This is a genomic window from Streptomyces sp. NPDC026522 (assembly GCF_055567555.1).
In genome coordinates, this window is sequence record NZ_JBVHQF010000004.1 from 484,615 (window position 1) to 506,458 (window position 21,844).

Below are 21,844 nucleotides of genomic sequence, written 5' to 3' on the forward strand. Positions count from 1 at the left end.
CGCACAGATAAACCCGGACATAAGACTGAAAGCAGATCAGATCACCGCATCGCGGTGATCTGATCGTTATCCGGATTTGAGCGTTCGCTGAGCGAACGGAGCGGGTGACGAGCGAATGGCCGGCGCATGTCGGCCAGGTGGCCCGATCGTGGCCCGTTCAGAGGGTCTCGATCAGGCTCTCCTGGAGGCCGCCGAGCCACAGGTACGCCATCACCATCGGCTTGCGCGGATCGTCGTCCGGCAGCCGGAACAGCGCGGCGCTCTCGTCGTCCTCGGTGATCTCCAGCCGGGCGGCGATGGTCAGGCGCAGGTCGTTGAGCGCCCCGAGCCAGCGCAGCGGCAGCTCCCCGGTCAGCTCCAGCACGGCCGCCCCGCCCTCGGCGGGGGTGAGCCCGCTCAGGCTGTGGACGACCGCCAGCGCGTCCTCGCGCTTGCGGGTGCGCAGGTCGTTCTCGGTGAAGCGGCGGAACTCGGCCGAGCGGGCCCGCAGCTCCTGCACCTCGGCGCGCGGCGCACCGTCCTCCGGGTCCGGGCCGGCCCCGTACGCATCGGGGAAGAGGCGGGCGAGCGCCGGGTCGGACGGGGGTTCGGTCGGGCCGTCCGAGGCGAACAGCACGGCCAGCGGGTCGGCGTCCGCCGGGGGTTCCGGCTCGCCGGGGCCGATCAGCTCCAGCAGCTGCACGGCCAGCGAACGCAGGATGGAGATCTCGATGTCGTCGAGCGCGATCGCCGCGCCGCCGCCCTGGCGGGACTCGAAGGTGCCCATCAGCCGCGGTCCTGCGACAGCGTCGCCCAGAGCCCGTAGCCGTGCATCGCCTGCACGTCCCGTTCCATCTCCTCGCGGGTGCCGCTGGAGACGACCGCCCGGCCCTTGTGGTGGACGTCGAGCATCAGCCGGTTCGCCTTGTCCTTGGAGTAGCCGAAGTACGCCTGGAACACGTACGTCACGTAGCTCATGAGGTTGACCGGGTCGTTGTGCACCAGGGTCACCCACGGAACGTCGGGTTCGGGGACGGCGGAGGCCTCTTCGGCCGATTCGGTGCGTTCGATCTCAATGGGAGCAACACTCACCCGTCCCATGCTGCCACTGTGACGGGTCCGTCGCACAAACCGGCCCTACATCTCGTCACTCTGACGAGATGTGCGCTAGCATCCGTGACATGAACCCTGCGGACCTGGGCCTGCCGGTGGACGTGCCGTCGACAGCGCTCTTCACGGACCATTACGAGCTCACGATGCTCCAGGCCGCGCTGGCCAACGGCACCGCCGACCGGCGCTCGGTCTTCGAGGTCTTCACCCGGCGGCTGCCCGAGGGGCGGCGCTACGGCGTGGTGGCGGGCACCGGACGGGTGCTGGACGCGGTCGAGAACTTCCGCTTCGACGGCGCGGTGCTGGAGTTCCTGCGGGAGCGGGCCGTGGTCGACGCGGCGACGCTGGACTGGCTGTCCTCGTACCGCTTCTCGGGCGACATCTGGGGCTACCCGGAGGGCGAGGTCTACTTCCCCGGCTCGCCGCTGCTGCGCGTCGAGGGCAGCTTCGCCGAGTGCGTACTGCTGGAAACCGTCGTCCTGTCGATCCTCAACCACGACTCGGCGATCGCCGCGGCCGCCTCCCGGATGGCCTCGGCGGCGGCCGGCCGGCCGCTGATCGAGATGGGCGCCCGGCGCACGCACGAGCTGGCGGCCGTGGCGGCCTCGCGCGCCGCGTACGTGGGCGGCTTCACCTCCACCTCGGACCTGGCGGCGGGATTCCGCTACGGGATCCCGACGGTCGGCACGAGCGCGCACGCCTTCACCCTGGTGCACGACAACGAGCGCGACGCCTTCACCGCGCAGGTGGCCTCGCTGGGCAGCGGCACCACCCTGCTGGTGGACACCTACGACGTCGCGGAGGCGGTACGGACGGCCGTGGAGGTCGCCGGGACGGGCCTGGGCGCGGTGCGCATCGACTCCGGGGACCTGCTGCTGGTCGCGCACCGGGTGCGGCACCAGCTGGACGAGCTGGGCGCGACGGACACGCGGATCGTGGTCACCTCCGACCTGGACGAGTACGCGATCGCCTCGCTGGCGGCGGCGCCCGTGGACGCGTACGGGGTGGGCACGCAGCTGGTGACCGGCAGCGGGCACCCGACGTGCTCGATGGTCTACAAGCTGGTGGCGCGGGCCACGTCGGACGACCCGAAGGCGCCGCTGCTGCCCGTGGCGAAGAAGTCCTCGGGCGGCAAGACCTCCCTGGGCGGCCGCAAGTGGGCGGCCCGCCGACGGGACGCGGAGGGGGTCGCCGAGGCGGAGGTCGTCGGCGTGGGCCCGGTGCCGACCGCCCTGGCGGACCGGCAGCTGCTGGTCCAGCTGGTCAAGGGCGGCGAGGTCGTGGCCCGCGAGCCCCTGGAGGCGGCCCGCGACCGCCACTTCGCGGCCCGCGCCGGACTGCCGCTGTCCGCGGCGCAGCTCTCGCGCGGCGAGGCCGTGATCCCGACGGAGTACGTGTAGCCACGGCGCGGGGGCCGTCCCCCGGCCGGATCCGCCCGGGGCCACTGCGACCTCGGCGGCGTTTGAGGCGCGGGGGTCCGGGGGCAGGGCACCGGCACGGTGGGGGAAGCGCCCCCGCGAGGGTCCCGCCCCACCACACATCACAGCGAAGGGCACGCGACATGCACCGCGCACTGATCGTCGTCGACGTACAGAACGACTTCTGCGAAGGCGGCAGCCTCGCGGTCCCCGGCGGCGCCGACGTCGCCGCCGCCATCACGGAGCTGATCGGCCAGGCCACGCCCGGCTACCGGCACGTCGTCGCCACCCGTGACCACCACATCGACCCCGGTCCGCACTTCGCGCGCCCGCCGGCCGAGCCGGACTACGAGAGCTCCTGGCCGGTGCACTGCGTCGCCGGGACCGAGGGCGTCGGCTTCCACCCGAACTTCGCCCCGGCGGTCGCCTCCGGGGCGGTCGCCGCCGTCTTCGACAAGGGGGCGTACGAGGCCGCGTACAGCGGGTTCGAGGGCCGGGACGAGAACGGCGCGGGCCTCGCCGGCTGGCTGCGCGAGCGCGGCGTGACGGAGGTCGACGTCGTGGGCATCGCCACCGACCACTGCGTGCGGGCCACCGCCCTGGACGCGGCCCGCGCGGGCTTCCGCACGCAGGTCCTGCTCGACCTCACGGCGGGCGTGGCCCCGCGCACCACCGCCCGCGCGCTGGAGGAGCTCCGGGCGGCCGGGGTGCGCCTCACGGGCGCGCCGGTGCTCGGCGGCGCGTAGCGGGCCGCCAGGGCCCTCAGGCGCCCCGCAGCAGGGCGCGGATCGGGTGCCAGAGTTCCTGGGCGCGGTCGGGGGTGCCGCGCCAGAGGAGGCCGTCCGGGTGGTGCAGGACGGCGGTGACCTCGTCGGGGGTCGGCGGGTGGGCGTTGCCGCGCAGGTAGACGGCGCGCATGCCGAGGTTCCGCAGCCTGGTCAGGGCGCGGGCCCGGTTCGCGGCGTGCACGAGGACGCGGACGTTCCCGTCCTCGCCGGACGGTCTCGGCAGCATGAGCGCGACCACCACGCTGCCGCCTGGCAGTCTGACGAAACCTCCACCGGGCATGATCTTCAGCTCCCCCGTCAATAAGACAACTTCCGACCCGCATCTAAACGCGATCGGCCGCCGCCCGCTAGAGGGCGACGGCCGATCATGCTTTGACCTGCGGTTTTGCCGGACTACTTGGCGGCGGGGCCGACCTCGACCGTCATCTGGAGACCGTCGTACGGCTCCTTGACGATCTTGATCTTGGTGTTGGTGTCAGTGACCTTCACCGAACCGGTCGGGTTCTCGTCGTAGAAGTACTTGCCCTTGTGGTCGTCGAAGACGAGGTTCGCGGGCTTCGGCTTGAGGAACAGCGCCTCGCCGTTCTTGTGCAGGGTGAACGCGTCCGTCGAGTAGGCGCTGAAGGTCGCGTCGTACGGCTGGATCTTGTTCCGCAGCAGGGTGCCGTCCGCCCACTTCATCGGCTTGGCGTTGGCGTCGACCGGGAGGATCAGACCCGAGCCCGGGTGCTGGCTCGTGTTGTTGTCCTTCTGGGAGGTGTCCCAGAGCCAGATCAGCAGGCCGTCCTGGTACGGGTAGTGCTCCACCCAGTTCGGCTTGGTGTTGGCGAAGCCGAAGTTGTACGGGCCGACCTTGAGGGTCGAGTCGTACGAGACGTAGCGGCGGTTCTCCGCCAGGTAGTACTGCGGGTACTCCTTGGTGAAGCTCGCGCCGACCCGGGAGAAGCCCTTGCCGGTCCAGCCGTTGTCGCCGTTCTCGGCGCCGTCGGTGAACAGCGCGGAGCCGTCCGCGGTGAGGGTGACGGCGTCGGCGGTGAAGCCCTTGCCGCCCGCGCCGCCGTCCGTCTGGTAGCGGAAGCGGAGGTCGATCTTCTTGCCCGCGTAGGCGTCCAGCGGGAAGTTCAGCTGCTTCCAGGCGCCGGAGACACCGGTCAGCGAGGGGGCGCCGGAGGCGTCGGCCGGGAGGGCCGCACCGTCGGCGGTGCCGGCGAGGGCGGTCCAGGTGGCGCCGCCGTCCGTGGACACCTCGGTGTACAGGAAGTCGTAGTCCTGCTCGATGTCCCACCAGCCCTTGAGGGACAGGGCGGCGGAGGACTTGCCGGTCAGGTCGACCGAGCGGGTCAGGGTGTTCTTGAGGTCGTCACCCATGTTGCTCCACCACTGCGAGGAGCCCTCGGCGGGAGCGACGATGTCCGTCTTGACCTGCTTCTTCGGCAGCTCGACGAGCAGACCCTGCTTGTCCTTGGTGTTGTACGCGGAGACACCCAGCTTGTGGGTGGACTTCGTCGCGGCCGTGGCCTTGTCGTAGTTCAGCCAACCGAGCTGCAGCTTGCTCCAGGCGTCCATGTCGCCCGGGAGGTTGCCTATGGAGTCCTTGCCGTCGCCGAGCCAGGAGCCCGCCGACATCAGGGACCAGAAGCCGACGCTGTTGTCGCCGCCGCCGCTGGTGTCGTACAGGTCGGGCAGGCCCAGGTCGTGGCCGTACTCGTGCGCGAAGACGCCGAGGCCGCCGTTCTCCGGCTGCATCGTGTAGTCGCCGACCCAGATGCCGGTGTCACCGATCTGCGTACCGCCGGCCTTGTTGTTCGCCGGGCCGGTCTTGCCGACGTCGGTGCCGTACGCGTACCAGCGGTGCGCCCACAGCGCGTTGTTGCCCTGCACGCCGCCGCCGGCCGACTCGTCCTCGCCCGCGTGGACGATCTGGAAGTGGTCGATGTAGCCGTCGGGCTCGTTGAAGTTGCCGTCGCCGTCGTAGTCGTTGCGGTCCCACTGGTCGTACTGCGCCAGGGTCGCCTTGATCTCGGCGTCCGACTTGCCGGCCTTCTTCTGGCCGTCGACCCACGCGTTGACGCCGTCCTTGACGGTGTCCCAGACGTTGGAGCAGTTCGTCTGGCCGCAGTAGTTCGAGCCGTAACGGGCCTCGTTGTACGGGATCTTGACCCAGTCGGCGACCTGGCCGTCGACCGAGTAGCGGCCCGAGGAGGTCTTCTCGTAGTAGGTCTTCAGCGAGTTCTTGCCCTGGCCGGTACCGAAGTACAGGTCCTGGAAGTAGTCGCGGCTGAAGTCCTTGCGCCACGCGGTGCTGTTGTTCGTCGCGCGGTCGGGCTGCGCGATCGTGTTGTGCGCCGGGCCGGGGGTGCCGCCGTACTTCGGGACCGGCGGCTTGGGGCCGTTCGGGCCGTCCGGGTCGTACATGGTCGTGTTGTCGACCTGGTCGCCGAACTCGACGAGGATCGTGAAGATCTTGTCGGTCTTCTCGCGGCCCAGCTCGACGTACTTCTTGTCGTCCAGCTTGACGACCTTGGACGCCCCGCGCTGCTCTACTTCCTTCTTGCCGCTCAGCACCTGGTCGAGGGCGGCCTCGCGGGCCTGCGCCTGCTGCTTGCTGAACGGGCCCGGCAGGTCGTGCTGGACCTGCTCCTTCGCCGGAGCGTTCGGGTCCTGGCGGTCCGATGCGGGCGCGCCACCCCCACTCGGGCTCGTGTCGGCCTGTGCCGTGGTGAAGAAGGCGCCCGAGGCCGCGGTGGCGGCCAGCGTCGCGGCGACGGCCGCGGCGCGCAGCCTGCGCCTTCTCGTGGAGTTGCCGGTCACTTGATGTCGTTCCCCTCCCGCGGCCGCAGCGTTGGTCGGAACGTCTCCAAAGGAGTGGGGGGTTCCGCGCGGCGCGCGTCTCAAGTGACGACATTTGACCGGAGAGAACAGAGAAAAGACAGACCTTGACTTGTTCCTTACAACTGCACTATGCGGGCAGCGAGTTCCGCTATTCGGACGTTCCGGCGCCAGTCGGGGCGAAGGGGCGCTTCCCGCCCTCGGCGGGCGCCCTCGGCGAACACCGGAAGATGGCCGGAGAACCACCACAGGATGCCCGGGAAATGATGCCGTGCGCCCCCCTGTGCTCCCGTGCGAGGCCATCCTCCGGTTAGGGCACGCTTACTGACGGTTCCGCTCGGGCATCCCCCGTCATAGAGTCTGCTGACGCGCGACCAGTTGAGCCGACTCTCCCTCACCGCCTTGAGGACGGATACCGCCATGCCGCGTCCGACTGCCGCACAGCTCGCCTACGGGTCCGCCACCGTCATCGTGTCGACGATCGCCATGCTGCTGCTGTCGCAGACCAGCACGGGGATCGGCATCGCGGTCATCTCCGCCGCCGCGCTCGCCCTCGGGCTCCTCGTCGCACTCACCGTGCCGATCCCGCGCCGGCGCGGCCGGCACGCCCGGCAGGGCGATGCGCTGCCGGCGGCCGGGGCGGTCCCCGCCGGCCCGGCGGCACCGGCACCGGCGCGGGTGCCCGAACCGCGGGCCGCGGCCGAACAGCCCGTGCACCCCGTGCACCACTGAACCGGCGGAGCGGGCGGGACAGCCCTTAAGTGGTGCGGACCACCACGGTCTTCGCCACCTTGTCGTGCAGCGCCTGCTTGTACGGCTTGTCGACCAGCATCGAGACGATCAGCGCGAGCGGCCACAGGCAGAAGCAGCAGATCAGGGTCGGCACCCACAGCACCGCGCCACGGCTGAGCGCGGGGCCGGACGGCGGCACGCTGCCGTCGTTGAGCATCGCGACGCGCAGGCCCATGGCCCGCTTGCCGATGGTCTGCCCGTTCCGCTTGGTGAACCACCAGTCGTAGCCCACGTACGCGACGATCGAGATGAGCGTCCAGAGCAGTCCGCTGCCGTTGTACGACTTGGTGATGACCTCGGTGACGTCCTCCCCCTTGCTCGTGTCGACGGAGTAGCGCCGCGAGCCGAACGGCAGCTGGATCAGGAACAGCGGTACTGCGACGATGATCACATCGATGACGCGGGCGCCGAGCCGCTTGCCGAAGTCCGCGAGCGGGGGCATGCCGGCGAGCGGGTCCGGCATCCCGTACGGCCCTCCGGCGCCACCGCTCCCGTTGTACTGCCCGGGCGGCGGCGGGTAGCCCCCGCCGCCTGGTCCGCCGGGTCCGCCCGGGGGCGGGGGCGGCGGATACCCGGCGCCGCCCGGCGGCGGACCGTACGGCGAACCGCCCGACGGGGGCGTCGGTTCCTGGGGCTTCTTGCGGAACGGGTCGTCCTCGGGCGGCTGGTCCGGCGGCGGCTGATCGGTGCTCATGGCCCGAGTCGACCCCGGGCGCGCGGACCCCGCAACGGGAAGGCGTCCGTCCGGGGGTGTGACAGGGGCCGGGCGGGCGGGGCGCAGGGCCTACCGGGCTACGTACGTCTTCGCCGCCTTGTCGTGCCAGGCCTGCCGGCGGGGCCGGTCGGCCAGGCACCAGAGGCTGCCCGGGACGCCGAGGGCCGCGTACACCAGCCAGCGGCGCAGGGCGGCCCCGAAGGTGGGCGGGCGCCGGGTGGCGGTCGTCAGGACCCGGACGCCGAGCAGCTTCTTTCCCGGGGTGCGGCCCCAGCGGGCGGTGGGCAGGGCCTCGTAGAGGACTCCGAAGAGCAGGACGGCGGCGAGCACCAGGCCCAGGTAGCCGGTGACGGTGGCGTCGAGCAGCCAGACGGTGGTGTGCCGCCCGATCGCCCGGGCGGCGTCGACCTTGGCCTGGACGTGGGCCGTCACCCGGGGGACGAGGGGCATGGCGGTGCCCGCCGCGACGGCGCCGAGTACGAGGGAGTCCAGGAGCCGGGCGAGGCCGCGGCGGACGAGACCCGCGGGGCGGACGGCCCGCTCGGCCATGCGCTCGAAGACGGCGTGCGCGGTGGGGAGCGGAACGGCGGCGGGTGCGGGAAGCGGGACGGCGGCCGGCGCCGGGGCTACGGGCGGTGCGGGCGCCGGGGCTACGGGCGGGCTGGGTACCGGGGCTTGGGGCGGGGTGGGCGCCGGGGCTACGGGCGGGGTGCGGTCGGCGACGGGCACGGGCCGCGGCGGCTCGGGGGCCGGCCCGGGCGCCGTCACCGCCGGACGGGGCCGCGCCGGGGCGGGCCGGGCGGCCGCCTCGGGCCAGGAGGAGGTGACCCCGGACGGCGCGCCACCGCCACCGCCGCCGGGAGCCGCGGGCCACGCGGTCGCCGGGGCGGCCCCGGGGGCGGGGACGGCGACGGGCGCGGGGGCGGCCGCCGCCACGGGTGAGCGGGCCGACAGGATGCCCACCGCCTCCGCGGGGGCCTGCGCGGAGTACCGGTCCCCGGGCGGCGCGGCGACCGCCGCCCGGGCGGGCAGCGCCCCGGCGGGCTCCTCGGGATGGCCCCAGGACACCCGTACGTCGCGCGGGCCGCCGAAGCCCGCCTGGTGCGCGGGGTCCGCCTGCCAGGCCGCCGCCTCGGCCACGGCGGCGGCCAATGGCTCGGGGTCGCGGGCCGACGGCGCGGCGGGTTCCGGGTCGGAGCCGGGGTCGGGGTCGGGGTCGGGCAGCGCCTCGGTCGCGGACGTCTCGTCCAGGAAGACCGGACCCGTCTCGTCCGCGGGCGTGGCGGGCCTGCTCGTACCCGGAACCCAGTTCGAGCCGTTCCAGTACCGGACGTACCCCGGGATGGAGGGATCGGGGTAGTAGCCCTCGCGGGCCGCGTGCTCGCCGTCACCAGGGGAGGCCGTCAATGTCCCCAACTCCGATCGTGGCTTGAGGCTTGTGAAGGGCAGGACCATAACGAAGAACCTCCCTCCGGCAGGTCCGGTAACGGGAGAATCCAAGCCTTCGAGCGAACCCTTTCCTCAGTCGCCTGGTTTCGGTCATCCGACAGATTTCGGCCAATCTCCGCTTCACCTCGCGAAGTCGCGTCATACCCCGGCACATCGGGGCTCTCTCCGGACGTGGGGCTCGATCCGGGCCCCGCGCGCACCGGACGCGAGATCCGCAACGAAGTGAGGCCCTCATGCACCACCCCGTCATCGAGCGCGAGCTGGAACTCAAGCTGGTCATGTCCCCCGAGCGCAGCATCCCCGTCCCCGCCAGGCTGCTCTACCTGACCGACGACCCGTACGCCGTGCACATCACCTTCCACGCCGGCTCCAGCGCCCCGGTGCACTGGACCTTCGCGCGCGAGCTGCTGGTCGAGGGGGTGTTCCGGCCGTGCGGCCACGGCGACGTCCGGATCTGGCCCACGAAGGTCGACAACCGGTCCGTGCTGGCCATGGCGCTCAGCTCCCCCGACGGCGACGCCCTGCTGGAGGCTCCCGCCGCCTGTGTGTCGGCGTGGCTGGAGCGGACCCTGCGCGTGGTCCCGCCGGGGACGGAGGCGGAGCGGCTCGGCCTGGACGCGGCGCTGGCGGAGCTGCTCACCCCGACCCCGGCGGACGACATGTGGCTGCGGGACCCGTGGCCTTCGGACGAGTCGCCGGACGGGGACTTCTGAGGGCCCGCGGGTGGTGGCGACGCGCGGGCCCCGGTGGTCCCGGAGCGCGTCTCAGAACAGCTTGCCGGGGTTCAGCAGGCCCAGGGGGTCGAAGGCGCGCTTCAGGTTGCGCTGCACCTCCAGACCCACCGGCCCCAGCTCGCGGGCGAGCCAGTCCTTCTTCAGGACGCCGACCCCGTGCTCACCGGTGATGGTGCCGCCCAGCTCCAGCCCGAGCGCCATGATGGCGTCGAAGGACGCGCGGGCCCGCCGTGCCTCGTCCTCGTCGGCCGGGTCGAAGCAGACCACCGGGTGGGTGTTGCCGTCCCCGGCGTGCGCGCAGACCCCGATGAGCAGCTCGTGCGTACGGGCGATCGCGGCGGTCCCCTCCAGCATCTCGGCGAGCCGCGAGCGCGGGACGCACACGTCGTCGATCATCGTCGCGGGCCGCAGGGCCTCCAGCGCGGTCAGCGACATCCGCCGGGCCTGGAGCAGCAGTTCCGACTCGGCCTCGTCCTCGGCGGGTACGACGGCGGTGGCCCCGGCGGCCGCGCACAGCTGCGCGACGGCGGCGAGGTCGTCGGGCGCCTGCGGGGTGTCGAAGGCGGCGAGCAGCAGCGCCTCGGTGCTCTCGGGCAGGCCCATCTTGCCGAGGGCGTTGACCGCCCGGACGGTCGTACGGTCCATCAGTTCCAGCAGCGAGGGCGTCAGTCCGGCCTCCATGACGGCGCAGACCGCCGCGCAAGCGGCCGCGGCGGAGGGGAACTCGGCGGCGAGCGCGAGCTGCCGGGGCGGCGCGGGGCGCAGTCCGAGCACGGCCCGCACGACGACGCCGAGGCTGCCCTCGGAGCCGACGAACAGGCGGGTGACGTCGTACCCGGCGACGCCCTTGGCGGTGCGCCGGCCGGTGCGCAGCAGCCGCCCGTCGGCGAGGACCACGTCGAGGCCGAGGACGTACTCGGCGGTGACGCCGTACTTGACGCAGCACAGACCGCCGGACGCGGTGCCGATGTTGCCGCCGATGGTGCACTGCTCCCAGCTGGAGGGGTCGGGCGGGTAGTACAGGCCCTGTTCGGCGACGGCGCGGGAGAGGACGGCGTTGACCACGCCCGGTTCGACGACGGCGATCCGGTCGACGGCGGAGATCTCCAGGATCCGGTCCATCTTCACCAGGGAGAGCACGATGCAGCCCTCGGAGGCGTTGGCGGCGCCCGACAGGCCCGTACGGGCGCCCTGGGGCACCACGGGGACGCGCAGGGCGGTCGCGGTGCGCAGCACGTGCTGCACCTGTTCCACGGTCCGGGGCAGGGCGACGGCGGCCGGGGTGCCGGCGGCGCAGAAGCTCGCCATGTCGGTGGCGTAGGAGGCGGTCACCTCGGGGTCGGTCAGGACCGCTTCCGCGGGCAGCCCGTCGAGGAGCGCTTCGAGGAGTGCCTCGTGGGGCGCTGCCTCGCGGAGGTCCGTGCGGGGTGGGGTGGAGAGGTCATCATCCATGGGGTCAGCGTGGCAGCTGGGGCCATAGGTGTGAACACGGACGCGACCTTCTTCGGACACCCCGGCGTACTCTTCATATTGACGCACAGTGACCTCATGGACCGTATCGACTACGCATCGGAGCAGGCCGAGCCGGCCGTGACGTTCACCGGCCGCAAGACGCTCGTGGCGGCCGCGGTCGCGGTGGTCCTGATCGTCGGGGCCCTGGTCGTCAGGCCGGCCCGGACCGGGGACGACGCGCGCCCGCCCGGCCCCGGTGAACGGGCGGCGGCGGCGATGGGCCTGGGCGCCCCGGCAGCGGCGGTGGACCTGACGGCGCTGGTCACGGACCGGGAGAAGTGGCTCGCGGCGCATCCCCGCGACGGGGCGTCGTGGGCGGTGCTCGGCTCGGCCTACCTGGAACAGGGCCGGCGCACGGCCGCCGCGGACTGGTTCCCGAAGGCGGAGGGGGCGCTGAAACGGTCGCTGGAGCTGCGGCCCGCCGAGCAGGGCAACTTCGACGCGATGACGGGCATGGGCGCGCTGGCCAACGCCCGGCGGGACTTCGGGACGGCGAAGAAGTGGGGCGAGCTGGTACGGGCGCAGGCGCCGCGGCGGTGGACGGCGTACCCCGTGCTGGTGGACGCGTACACCGGGCTCGGCGACTACAAGGCCGCGCAGAAGGCGCTGGAGCGGCTGGACGAGCTGCACTCGGGGCTGGCGGTGTACGTCAAGGCCTCGCAGGTGTACCGGGACCGCGGCTGGCGCGAGGACGCGGTGATGGCGATGGAGCACGCTGCGGGCGCGGCGAAGGCCCCGGTGGAGAAGGCGTACGCGCTGTTCCGGCTCGGGGAGCTGTCCTGGGAGCGGGGCGACGCGGAGGAGGCGCTGGGCCAGTACGAGGCTGCGCTGCGCACGGACCCGGCGCAGGCGGAGGCGCTGGGCGGCCGGGCGCGGGCGCTGGCCTCGCTGGGGCGGGGCGGGGAGGCGGTGCGGGACTACCGGATGGCGCTGGGCCGGGCTGCGGTACCGCGGTTGCAGCTGGAGCTGGGCGAGCTGCTGGAGTCGCTGGGCCGGGTGGAGGAGGCGCGGGTGCCGTACGAGGCGCTGGGCGCGCTGGCCGGGCAGGAGGCTGCGCAGCCGGTGGACGAGAGCGTGGTGCTCGGGCTGTACGAGGCCGACCATCGCGACCCGGAGGCGGCGGTGCGGCGGCTGACGCAGGAGTGGGGGCGGCACAAGAGCATGGAGGTCGCGGACGCGCTGGGGTGGGCGCTGCACCGGACGGGGGACGACGCGATGGCGCTGGAGTACGCGAAGAAGGCGACGGAACCGGGGCTGCGGAGCGCGGAGTTCTCCTTCCACCGGGCGATGATCGAACGCGGCCTGGGCGACGAGGCGGGGGCGCGGCGGCACTTGCAGGAGGCCCTGCGGACGAACCCGGGCTTCTCGCCGCTGCGCGGCCCGCTGGCGAAGGAAGCCCTGGCCGCCCTGGCCCAGCCCCCGCCGGGCGGCCCGGAGAACATGCAGCCGGCCACTCCCTGGGTAGCCCCGGACCTCCCCAAGGCCACCCCCAAACCCCACCCCTCCACCCCACCCAAACCCACCCCCACCGCCACACCCAGCCCCGCCGGCGTTTGAGGCGCGGCGCCCGGGCCAAATCCAGCCCCGCCGGCGTTTGAGGCGCGGGGCCCGGGGCGGAGCCCCGGAAGCCCGGCGCAGCCGGGGCCGCTCCGCGCAACGGCGCCGCACCGGCAACCGGCCCCGGACCGGCCCCGGACCGCCGCGCAACGCAACGGCCCCGCCGCCCCCCGCAGGGACCCGGCGGGGCCGCAGCCCGGCACATCAGCGCAACCTACAGGTTGCCCCGCTTCTCCTGCTCCCGCTCGATCGCCTCGAACAGCGCCTTGAAGTTGCCCTTCCCGAACCCCATCGACCCGTGCCGCTCGATGATCTCGAAGAACACCGTCGGCCGGTCCTGCACCGGCTTCGTGAAGATCTGCAGCAGGTACCCGTCCTCGTCCCGGTCGACGAGGATCTTCAGCTCGCGCAGCGTCTCCACCGGCACCCGCGTCTCGCCGGCCCACTCGCCCAGCGTGTCGTAGTACGAGTCCGGGGTGTCCAGGAACTGCACGCCCGCCGCCCGCATCGACCGCACGGTCGCCACGATGTCGTTCGACGCCAGCGCGATGTGCTGGACGCCCGCACCGCCGTAGAACTCCAGGTACTCGTCGATCTGGGACTTCTTCTTCGCGATCGCCGGCTCGTTGATCGGGAACTTCACCTTGAGGGTGCCGTCCGCGACCACCTTCGACATCAGCGCCGAGTACTCGGTCGCGATGTCGTCGCCCACGAACTCCTTCATGTTCGTGAAGCCCATGACCTTGTTGTAGAACGCCACCCACTCGTTCATCCGGCCGAGCTCGACGTTGCCCACGCAGTGGTCGATCGCCTGGAAGGTCCGCTTGGCCGGCGGCTCGACCATCGGGTCGACGGCGACGAAGCCGGGCAGGTAGGGGCCGGAGTACCCCTTGCGCTCCACCAGCGTGTGACGGGTCTGGCCGTACGTCGCGATCGCGGCGAGCACGACCGTGCCGTGCTCGTCCTTGACCTCGTACGGCTCGTCGAGCCCGCGCGCGCCGTGCTCGACGGCGTACGCGTACGCCGCCCGGGCGTCCGGGACCTCGATCGCGAGGTCGACCACGCCGTCGCCGTGCTCGGCGACGTGCTCGGCGAGGAACCGGCCGCGGTCCGTGGCCGCCTTGATGACGGAGGTCAGGACGAAGCGGGCGGAGCCGTTGGTCAGGACGTAGCTGGCCGTCTCGCGGACGCCGTTCTCCGGTCCGGAGTAGGCGACGAGCTTCATGCCGAACGCGGTGGAGTAGTAGTGCGCGGCCTGCTTGGCGTTGCCCACGGCGAAGACGACCGCGTCCATGCCCTTCACCGGGAAGGGGTCTGCCCCACGCGCGGTGGCCGGGGTGGTTTCGAGGTGCGCCAAAGACTCAGTCATGAGCGCAGATTCCCGCCGATCCACAAGCTGCGCAATAGTTTCCGTTTCTGCTGTACATATTGACCAGCACAGCCGCAGCATGACTGAAAGATCTGTGCAGTATGACCACCCGTCGAGCGGTCCGGAGGCAGCCATGGGAATCGACGAACTGGACGGCCGCCTGATCGTGCTGCTGGCCCGCGAGCCCCGGATAGGGGTGCTGGAGGCGTCCCGGCGGCTCGGCGTGGCCCGCGGCACGGTCCAGGCGCGCCTGGACCGGCTCCAGTCGAGCGGGGCCATCCGCGGTTTCGGGCCGCAGGTCGATCCGGCCGCGCTGGGCTACCCGGTGACCGCGTTCGCCACGCTGGAGATCAAGCAGGGCCAGGGGGCCGACGTACGGGCCCACCTGGACGGGGTGCCGGAGGTGCTGGAACTGCACACGACGACGGGTCACGGGGACATGCTGTGCCGGCTGGTGGCCCGCTCCAACGCGGACCTGCAGCGGGTGATCGACCGGGTGGTCGGCTTCGAGGGGATCGTGCGGGCCTCGACGGCGATCGTCATGGAGAACCCGGTTCCGCTGCGGATCATCCCGCTGGTCGAGCAGGCGGCCGCGGACGACTGACCTGCGGGGGCGACACGACTTGCAAAGAAACCCTTGCATAGGAACCTTTGCAACTCTACGGTGGGCCCGTGCCCGAGACTCCGCAAGTCCCGCAGCCCCAGCCCATGTCCCCGTCCCAACCCCACCCCCAACCCCAGTCCCGGCCCCAGTCCCGGCCCCGGTCGCAGCCCCTGGTCCGCACCCTCGATGCCCGCTCGTTGCGCGGGATCGCCCATCCCCTGCGCATGCGCATGCTGGCCGCGCTGCGCCACGACGGCCCCGCCACCGCCTCCCAACTGGCCGAACGCCTCGGGGAGTCCAGCGGTTCCACCAGCTACCACCTGCGCCAGCTCGCCGCCTACGGCTTCGTCGAGGACGCGCCCGAGCACGGCAAGGGCCGCGAGCGGTGGTGGAAGGCCGCCCACGACGGCATGCGGTTCGACGAGGGCCTGCTGTACGACGACGACCCGGCCACCCGCGGCGCGGCGGACTTCTTCCTGCACGAGGTCGCGACGATCCACACCCAGGAGCTGAGCACCTGGCTCGGCAACGCCCACGCCTGGTCCGCCGAGTGGCGGCACGGCTCCGACCTCAGCGACTTCACGCTGCACCTGACCGCCGGGGAGAGCCGCGAGCTGATCCGCAGGATGCACGACCTGGTCAACAGCTTCCGCGACCTGCCGCCCGCCGAAGGCCGGCTGCCGGTCCGCGTCCACACCCACGCCTTCCCGCGCGACAGCGCCGACACCCCCCGGAGCACGACATGAGCAGGCGCCCCTTAGCAGCGGTGCTGGCCGCCAACACCATTTCCATAGCGGGCAGTTCGCTCACCGTCATCGGCGTTCCGTGGTTCGTGCTCCAGACCACGGGCAGCGCCGGCCGGGCCGGCGTCGTGGCCTTCTGCGCCACCCTCCCGGTCGTCGTGGCCGCCCTCGTCGGCGGGCCCGTCATCGACCGGATCGGGCGCCGCCGGGTCTCCGCCGTCTCCGACCTGATCTGTGCGCTGGCCGTCGGCGCGATCCCGCTGCTGCACTACGCGGGACTGCTGGAGTTCTGGATGCTGTGCGCGCTGATGGCGCTGAGCGGCCTCGTGCACACTCCGGGCCTGACCGCCCGCGGCGTGCTGCTCCCGGACCTGGCCGAGCACGCCGGCACTCCCCTCGCCCGGGCGGCCGGCTTCTACGACGCCGTCTCGCGCGGGGCCCGCATGATCGGGGCGGCCCTGGCCGGAGTGCTGATCGCCGCGTTCGGGACCGAATCGGTCCTGCTGGTGGACGCCGCCACCTACGCCGCGTCGGCACTGCTGGTCACCGCCTTCCTGCGGGGCGTCCCGGCGGCCGAACCGCACCGCGACGCCGGGAAGATCTCGTTCGCCGGCTACCGGGCCGACCTCGCCGAAGGCTGGGCCTTCGTGGCCCGGTCGAGGCTGCTGCTGGGCATCACCGTGATGGTCATGACGACCAACGGCCTGGACCAGGGCTGGTCTTCGGTGCTGCTGCCGGTGCACGGCCGCGAGGCCCTCGGCGGCCCCTCCGCGCTCGGCCTGATGGTCGCCCTCTTCGGCGGCTCCGCGCTGCTCGGCGCCCTGCTGTACGGAGCGTGGGGCGAGCGGCTGGACCGCCGGACGGTGTTCACGGTGGCGTTCCTGCTGTGCGGGGCACCCCGGTACCTGGTGGCCGCCGTCACCGACACCCCGCTGCCGCTCTCGGTGACCATGGCGCTCTCCGGGCTGGGCGCGGGCGTGCTCAACCCGATCCTGTCCACGCTGGTCTACGAGCACGTGCCGGACGCGCTGCGCAGCCGGGTCGCCGGGGTGACCACGGCGGGCTGTGAGCTGACGATGCCGCTGGGCGGCCTCGCGGCGGGCCTGCTGATCGACGGGTTCGGCGCCACCCCGGCGCTGCTCGCCTTCGGCGGCGTCTACCTGCTGGCGACGCTGAGCCCCTTGGTGTTCCCGGCGTGGCGCGGCATGGACCGCCGGCCGGCGCCGGCCGGCGCGCCCGGGCCGGTCAGCAGGACGGAACCGACTCCCCCCGGTTCAGTGCCCGAAGGGCGTTCACCGCATCCGTCAGGGAGGTGACGGGGACCAGCCGGAGTCCCTCGGGGAGCTCGGAGCGGGCGTCGGAGCATTCGGCCTTGGGGACCAGGAACACGCTCGCCCCGTCCCGCTTGGCGGCCTGCGTCTTGAGTGCGACCCCGCCGACCGCGCCGACCTCGCCCCCGGCGGTGATGGTTCCCGTACCGGCGATCACCCGCCCGCCGGTGAGGTCGCCGCCGCTGCCGTCGCCGTCGAGCTTGTCGACGATGCCGAGGGAGAACAGCAGGCCGGCGCTGGGACCGCCGACGTCGGCGAGGTTGAGATCGGCCTTCACCGTCTTGGGGTCCTTGTGCAGAAAGCCGAGTGCGGCCTCGGAGGCGGTCGACTGGGACTTGGCCATTTCCTCCAGGTTGTGCGCCTCGATCTCCTTGTCGCTTCCGCCCGTCGGGTAGACGGACCCGCGGGGCATGACGGCCCGGGTGCCGTCGAACCAGCGGGCGACGAGTTCGGGCAGCCGCACCGTCGAGGAGGGGCCGGTGGCCTGGATGGTCGTCATCCGCAGCTGGCCCTTGGTCTCGCGGGTGGGGGCGCCGGTGACGGCGATGACCGGCTTGCCGTCACGGGCGCCGAGCACGTCGGCGGTGAGCCCCGGCTGGGCGATCACGAAGGGCAGCGGCGCGAAGGCCGCCGCGACGAACAGCCCGAGGACGGGCACGGCGCAGACGGCCAGGGCGGCGGGACGCGGCAGACGTGTGAGGCGAGAGAGCACGCGGTCAATCTATCGGGCCGCCGCGGAGCGCCGGCCCGCGCACGCGCCGCCGCGGCCCGCGCCCCGGCGGTCCGGGACGCGGCGGGCGCGGCCGTAGCGCGGTACGTCGGCGCACGTCGCGGGCGCGCGGCGTCGGCGCGTCAGGCGTCAGGCGTCAGGCGTCAGGCGTCAGCGCAGGGGATCAGCGCAGGGCGTCGGCGACCTCGCGGGCCGCGTCGACCACGCGCGGGCCGACCCGCTCGGGCACCGCGTCGGCCAGCATGACGACGCCGACGCTGCCTTCCAGCCCGGTGACGCCCACGAGGGGTGCCGCGGCGCCGCTGGCGCCCGCTTCCAGCTCTCCGTGGGTCAGGGTGTACCCGGGCTCGATGAGCGCCCCCTGACGGGCGGCCAGGATGGCCCGGCCCGCTGCCCCGCGGTCCAGCGGGTGGCGGAAGCCGGCCCGGTAGGCCACGTGGTAGTCGGTCCAGGTCGGCTCCACGACGGCCACCGCGAGCGCCTCGGTGCCGTCGACGAGGGTCAGGTGCGCGGTCGCCCCGATGTCCTCGGCGAGGGAGCGCAGCGCGGGCAGGGCCGCCTCGCGGACGAGCGGATGGACCTGTCGCCCCAGCCGGAGCACACCGAGCCCGACCCGGGCGCGGCCGCCGAGGTCGCGGCGGACCAGGGCGTGCTGTTCGAGCGTGGCGAGCAGACGGTAGACGACGGTGCGGTTGACACCGAGTCGGTTGGAGAGCTCGGTGACGGTCAGACCGTGGTCGGTGTCGGCGAGCAGCTTGAGAACTCTGAGCCCTCGGTCGAGGGTCTGGGAGGTTTCCGCAGTCACGACGCCTCTCCCTCTTTCACTGGGCGGCGGTGACTCTCGCGGGGTGGAGCGCTGCCGGTCCCTCGGCGACGCACGGAGAGGCCGCCGGTTGCGGCCATGGCATGGCTCCGGCTGCGCTCCCGCGGCGGCGCTGCCACGGGGCGTTCGATGCGGGGACAGTAGCGAGCAGGTCCGCTCAGCGGAAGGCCTCGTCCAGAATCCGGGCGCCTACCGCCGGTTTGTTCCGATTTTTTCTTCCCCGTGTGTCAATTCGTAATGTTCATTGGCGCAATGTGGCGTTACCTCGACCCTACGCTGATCACGTTTTAAAGAACGCTGGGGGTGGCCGGGCGGATCGTCCGGAGCACGCGGAGGGGAAAAGCAACTAATGAAGCTCAAGCGCATGGCCGTCGTCGCCGCTGCCGCCGTGGTCGGTCCGACCGTGCTCATGGCAACCCCCGCGATGGCGGACGAGGTCAAGAACGCGGCGGTCACGACGCCGGACGCAGCTCCGAAGGACGACTCCGCCACCGCCGAGATCCCGGCCCCGGCCGCCGAGACCCCGGCTCCGGTGACGCAGACCCCCGCCAAGGAGACTCCCGCCAAGCAGACCCCGGCGGCCCCGAAGGGGGAGACCCCGGCTCCGGTCACCGGGCCCGGGACCGGGCCCGAGCAGCCGGACATGGGCGACGGCGACTTCTTCGAGCACGGCACCGGCCCCGAGCTCGGCCTGAACGGTGTCCCGAGCACCTTCAAGGCCGGCGGCGAGTGGACGAACTTCACCCTCGCCGCGGACAACTCCCAGGGCAAGGCCCAGGAGAGCTACGTCCTCATCCTGGCCGTCGCCCACCAGCGCGCGGCGCTGGCGGCCGGCGACGCCCAGGTGCAGGTCCGCTTCGCGGGTCAGTGGCACAACGTCGCCATCGAGGACGAGGGCGGCGTGATCGTCGCCCTGCTGACGGACGACCTGAACATCCCGAAGGGCACCTTCGACCTCGAGGTCCGCGTCAAGTTCACCGCGGGCGCCCCGACGGGCGACATCGCCATCGCCGTCGCCGGCGGCAGCAACACGGACGAGGACGTCTGGTCGGACACCGTCTGGGCCGAGGCGAAGATCGTCAAGGGCGACACCGGCGCCGGTACCGGTACCGGCGGCAACGAGACGAAGCCGAACGGCGGCAGCAACACCACGCCGATCGTGGACAACGGCACGCACAGCAGTACCAGCACCGGCACCGGCACCGGCACCACGGGCAACACCGGCACCACCGGCACCACCGGCAACGGCCAGACCGGCGGCCAGCTCGCCGAGACCGGCACCGACGCGGCCACCACCTGGGCCCTGGGCGCCGGCGGTGTGGCCCTCGCCATGGGCGCCGCCCTGGTCGCCGGCACCGGCCGCCGACGCCGCACCACCGCGTAACCCGCGGGCGAAGGCGAGCAGCCGAGCACCACATGAGAACGGGGCCCGCGCGCATCGGCGCGCGGGCCCCGTTCCGCGTTCGGAACATCAGGACAGCCCGCGGGGACGGGGGGACTCACCGCATACGGGTGGCCCACTCCTGGACCTTCTTGATGCGCTCCCGCAACTGTCCCGCCGTCGCCTCCGCGCTCGGCGGCCCGCCGCACACGCGGCGCAGCTCCGTGTGGATCACCCCGTGCGGCTTGCCGCTCTGGTGGACGTACGCGCCGACCATCGTGTTCAACGACTTGCGCAGCTCCAGCAGCTCCTTGTGCGAAACCACGGGCCGCCGGTCGGCCGGCAGTTCCAGCAGGTCCGCCTCGGTGTCCGGCTTGCGCCGGCTGTGCGCGATCTGCCGCGACTGCCGCTTCTGGAGCAGCATCTGCACCTGGTCGGGCTCCAGCAGCCCGGGGATGCCGAGGTAGTCCTGCTCCTCCTCGCTGCCCGGGTGCGCCTGCATGCCGAACTCGGCGCCGTCGTAGAGCACCCGGTCGAAGACGGCGTCGGACTCCAGCGCCTCGAAGGACATCTGCTCGTCCTCGCCGGTGTCCTCGTCCTCCAGTTTGTTCGCCTCGTCCATTTCCTTCTCGGACTCGGCATAAGGGTCTTCCTCACCCTGTTTCTTCGGTTTGTCGAGAACGTGGTCCCGTTCGACTTCCATCTCATTGGCGAATCCGAGCAGGTACGGAATCGTCGGAAGGAACACAGAAGCGGTCTCGCCGCGCCTGCGCGAACGTACGAAACGCCCGACGGCCTGTGCGAAGAACAGCGGCGTCGAAATGGTGGTGGCATAAACCCCCACCGCCAAGCGCGGCACGTCGACGCCTTCCGACACCATCCGGACCGCGACCATCCACCGGTCGTCGCCCGCGCTGAAGTCGTCGATCCGCTTCGAGGCGCCCGTGTCGTCGGACAGGACGACGGTCGCCTTGGTCCCGGTGATCTCCCGGATCAGCTTGGCGTACGCGCGCGCCGAGTCCTGGTCGGAGGCGATGACGAGGCCGCCCGCGTCGGGGATGCCCTTGCGTACCTCCGTCAGCCGCTGGTCGGCGGCGCGCAGTACGTTCGGCATCCAGTCGCCGCGCGGGTCCAGCGCGGTGCGCCAGGCCTGCGAGATGGCGTCCTTGGTCATCGGCTCGCCGAGGCGGGCGGCGATCTCGTCGCCCGCCTTGGTGCGCCAGCGCATGTTGCCGCTGTAGGAGAGGAAGATCACGGGCCGGACGACGCCGTCGCCGAGGGCGTTCCCGTAGCCGTAGGTGTAGTCGGCCGACGACCGCCGGATGCCGTCGTTGCCCTCCTCGTACGTCACGAACGGGATCGGGTTGGTGTCCGACCGGAAGGGCGTACCGGTCAGCGCGAGCCGGCGGGTGGCCGGGTCGAACGCCTCCAGGCAGGCCTCGCCCCAGGACTTGGAGTCGCCCGCGTGGTGGATCTCGTCGAGGATCACGAGGGTCTTGCGCTGCTCGCACCGGTTGCGGTGCAGCATCGGGCGCACGCCCACACCGGCGTAGGTGACGGCGACGCCGTGGTAGTCCTTGCTCAGCGGCCCGGCCGAGTACTCCGGATCGAGCCGGATGCCTATCCGGGCGGCGGCCTCGGCCCACTGCTTCTTGAGGTGCTCGGTCGGCGCGACGACGGTCACCTGCTGGACGACGTGGTGGTGCAACAGCCAGGAGGCGAGCGTCAGCGCGAAGGTCGTCTTGCCGGCGCCGGGGGTCGCGACGGCGAGGAAGTCGCGCGGCTGCGTCTCCAGGTATCGGCCCAGCGCACTCTCCTGCCAGGCGCGCAGCTTGCTGGCGGTACCCCACGGCGCGCGGCCGGGGAAGGCGGGTGAGAGGTGGTGGGAGGCGGTAGTAGTCACGGTCTCCGGTTCGTCGCTCTCGGCAGTCGTACGTAGGACAACCGGGCCACCCTACCGGTGCGCACGCACCCCCCGCG

The 21,844-nt window shown here is 72.4% G+C and carries 20 protein-coding genes; 9 read left to right on the forward strand and 11 right to left on the reverse strand.

The features are described 5' to 3' along the window. Positions 1-157: 157 nt before the first annotated feature. Both ACZ4M3_RS13640 and clpS read right to left on the reverse strand, forming a co-directional pair. Positions 158-769 carry a DUF2017 domain-containing protein gene (locus ACZ4M3_RS13640; RefSeq protein ID WP_467732257.1) on the reverse strand — a complete coding sequence of 204 codons (612 nt, stop codon included), beginning with the start codon at positions 767-769 and terminating at the stop codon, positions 158-160. Beyond that, positions 766-1,080, reverse strand: coding sequence for an ATP-dependent Clp protease adapter ClpS (gene clpS, locus ACZ4M3_RS13645; RefSeq protein WP_467732090.1), 315 nt, complete (start codon positions 1,078-1,080; stop codon positions 766-768). The genes ACZ4M3_RS13640 and clpS overlap by 4 nt, the downstream gene beginning before the upstream one ends. Positions 1,081-1,160: 80 nt before the next feature. On the opposite strand from clpS, the gene ACZ4M3_RS13650 reads away from it, so the two are divergent. After that, positions 1,161-2,489, forward strand: coding sequence for a nicotinate phosphoribosyltransferase (locus ACZ4M3_RS13650; RefSeq protein WP_467732092.1), 1,329 nt, complete (start codon positions 1,161-1,163; stop codon positions 2,487-2,489). A gap of 161 nt (positions 2,490-2,650) precedes the next feature. Continuing rightward, the gene (locus ACZ4M3_RS13655; RefSeq protein ID WP_467732094.1) at positions 2,651-3,253 is read left to right on the forward strand and encodes a nicotinamidase; all 603 of its coding nucleotides are present in this window, start codon (positions 2,651-2,653) and stop codon (positions 3,251-3,253) included. 16 nt (positions 3,254-3,269) lie between these two features. On the opposite strand, the gene ACZ4M3_RS13660 is transcribed toward ACZ4M3_RS13655, so the two are convergent. Next, positions 3,270-3,575, reverse strand: coding sequence for a hypothetical protein (locus ACZ4M3_RS13660; protein WP_467732096.1), 306 nt, complete (start codon positions 3,573-3,575; stop codon positions 3,270-3,272). Positions 3,576-3,688: 113 nt separating this feature from the next. Next, positions 3,689-6,106, reverse strand: a complete 2,418-nt coding sequence (locus ACZ4M3_RS13665) for an immune inhibitor A domain-containing protein (protein WP_467732098.1) — start codon at positions 6,104-6,106, stop codon at positions 3,689-3,691. Positions 6,107-6,544: 438 nt separating this feature from the next. On the opposite strand from ACZ4M3_RS13665, the gene ACZ4M3_RS13670 reads away from it, so the two are divergent. Then, complete coding sequence (locus ACZ4M3_RS13670) at positions 6,545-6,856, forward strand: hypothetical protein (RefSeq protein WP_467732100.1); 312 nt, start codon at positions 6,545-6,547, stop codon at positions 6,854-6,856. Positions 6,857-6,881: 25 nt separating this feature from the next. On the opposite strand, the gene ACZ4M3_RS13675 is transcribed toward ACZ4M3_RS13670, so the two are convergent. Together ACZ4M3_RS13675 and ACZ4M3_RS13680 are read right to left on the reverse strand one after the other, a co-directional pair. Further along, a complete protein-coding gene (locus ACZ4M3_RS13675) occupies positions 6,882-7,610 on the reverse strand; it encodes an RDD family protein (RefSeq protein WP_467732102.1) in 729 nt (242 codons plus the stop codon). A gap of 90 nt (positions 7,611-7,700) precedes the next feature. Further along, complete coding sequence (locus tag ACZ4M3_RS13680) at positions 7,701-9,038, reverse strand: RDD family protein (RefSeq protein ID WP_467732104.1); 1,338 nt, start codon at positions 9,036-9,038, stop codon at positions 7,701-7,703. Between the two features lie 275 nt (positions 9,039-9,313). On the opposite strand from ACZ4M3_RS13680, the gene ACZ4M3_RS13685 reads away from it, so the two are divergent. Further along, complete coding sequence (locus ACZ4M3_RS13685) at positions 9,314-9,793, forward strand: SsgA family sporulation/cell division regulator (protein ID WP_467732106.1); 480 nt, start codon at positions 9,314-9,316, stop codon at positions 9,791-9,793. 51 nt (positions 9,794-9,844) lie between these two features. Here the strand turns inward: ACZ4M3_RS13685 and ACZ4M3_RS13690 are convergent, their stop codons facing one another. Beyond that, positions 9,845-11,266, reverse strand: a complete 1,422-nt coding sequence (locus ACZ4M3_RS13690) for an FAD-binding oxidoreductase (RefSeq protein WP_467732108.1) — start codon at positions 11,264-11,266, stop codon at positions 9,845-9,847. Between the two features lie 96 nt (positions 11,267-11,362). Here ACZ4M3_RS13690 and ACZ4M3_RS13695 point away from each other — a divergent pair, with 96 nt between their 5' ends. Then, entirely contained in the window at positions 11,363-12,883 is a 1,521-nt protein-coding gene (locus ACZ4M3_RS13695; protein WP_467732110.1) for a tetratricopeptide repeat protein, read from the forward strand. 214 nt (positions 12,884-13,097) lie between these two features. Here ACZ4M3_RS13695 and hppD read toward each other — a convergent pair whose 3' ends face one another. Beyond that, on the reverse strand, positions 13,098-14,252 hold the full coding sequence (gene hppD, locus ACZ4M3_RS13700) for a 4-hydroxyphenylpyruvate dioxygenase (protein WP_467732112.1): 1,155 nt from the start codon (positions 14,250-14,252) through the stop codon (positions 13,098-13,100). A 133-nt stretch (positions 14,253-14,385) separates the two neighbouring features. Here hppD and ACZ4M3_RS13705 point away from each other — a divergent pair, with 133 nt between their 5' ends. The 3 genes from ACZ4M3_RS13705 to ACZ4M3_RS13715 all read left to right on the forward strand — a co-directional run bounded on the left by ACZ4M3_RS13705 (position 14,386) and on the right by ACZ4M3_RS13715 (position 16,915). Continuing rightward, positions 14,386-14,856 carry an Lrp/AsnC family transcriptional regulator gene (locus ACZ4M3_RS13705; protein WP_467732114.1) on the forward strand — a complete coding sequence of 157 codons (471 nt, stop codon included), beginning with the start codon at positions 14,386-14,388 and terminating at the stop codon, positions 14,854-14,856. Between the two features lie 104 nt (positions 14,857-14,960). Continuing rightward, on the forward strand, positions 14,961-15,602 hold the full coding sequence (locus ACZ4M3_RS13710; RefSeq protein ID WP_467732259.1) for an ArsR/SmtB family transcription factor: 642 nt from the start codon (positions 14,961-14,963) through the stop codon (positions 15,600-15,602). Then, positions 15,599-16,915 carry an MFS transporter gene (locus tag ACZ4M3_RS13715; RefSeq protein WP_467732115.1) on the forward strand — a complete coding sequence of 439 codons (1,317 nt, stop codon included), beginning with the start codon at positions 15,599-15,601 and terminating at the stop codon, positions 16,913-16,915. Before ACZ4M3_RS13710 ends, ACZ4M3_RS13715 begins: the two co-directional genes overlap by 4 nt. On the opposite strand, the gene ACZ4M3_RS13720 is transcribed toward ACZ4M3_RS13715, so the two are convergent. Both ACZ4M3_RS13720 and ACZ4M3_RS13725 read right to left on the reverse strand, forming a co-directional pair. After that, positions 16,845-17,642, reverse strand: coding sequence for a S16 family serine protease (locus tag ACZ4M3_RS13720; RefSeq protein ID WP_467732117.1), 798 nt, complete (start codon positions 17,640-17,642; stop codon positions 16,845-16,847). The genes ACZ4M3_RS13715 and ACZ4M3_RS13720 overlap by 71 nt on opposite strands. Before the next feature lie 181 nt (positions 17,643-17,823). Next, positions 17,824-18,465 carry an IclR family transcriptional regulator gene (locus ACZ4M3_RS13725; RefSeq protein ID WP_453353789.1) on the reverse strand — a complete coding sequence of 214 codons (642 nt, stop codon included), beginning with the start codon at positions 18,463-18,465 and terminating at the stop codon, positions 17,824-17,826. 367 nt (positions 18,466-18,832) lie between these two features. Here ACZ4M3_RS13725 and ACZ4M3_RS13730 point away from each other — a divergent pair, with 367 nt between their 5' ends. After that, on the forward strand, positions 18,833-19,867 hold the full coding sequence (locus tag ACZ4M3_RS13730; protein WP_467732119.1) for a hypothetical protein: 1,035 nt from the start codon (positions 18,833-18,835) through the stop codon (positions 19,865-19,867). A gap of 115 nt (positions 19,868-19,982) precedes the next feature. Here the strand turns inward: ACZ4M3_RS13730 and ACZ4M3_RS13735 are convergent, their stop codons facing one another. After that, the gene (locus ACZ4M3_RS13735; RefSeq protein ID WP_467732121.1) at positions 19,983-21,767 is read right to left on the reverse strand and encodes a DEAD/DEAH box helicase; all 1,785 of its coding nucleotides are present in this window, start codon (positions 21,765-21,767) and stop codon (positions 19,983-19,985) included. Positions 21,768-21,844 lie beyond the last annotated feature (77 nt).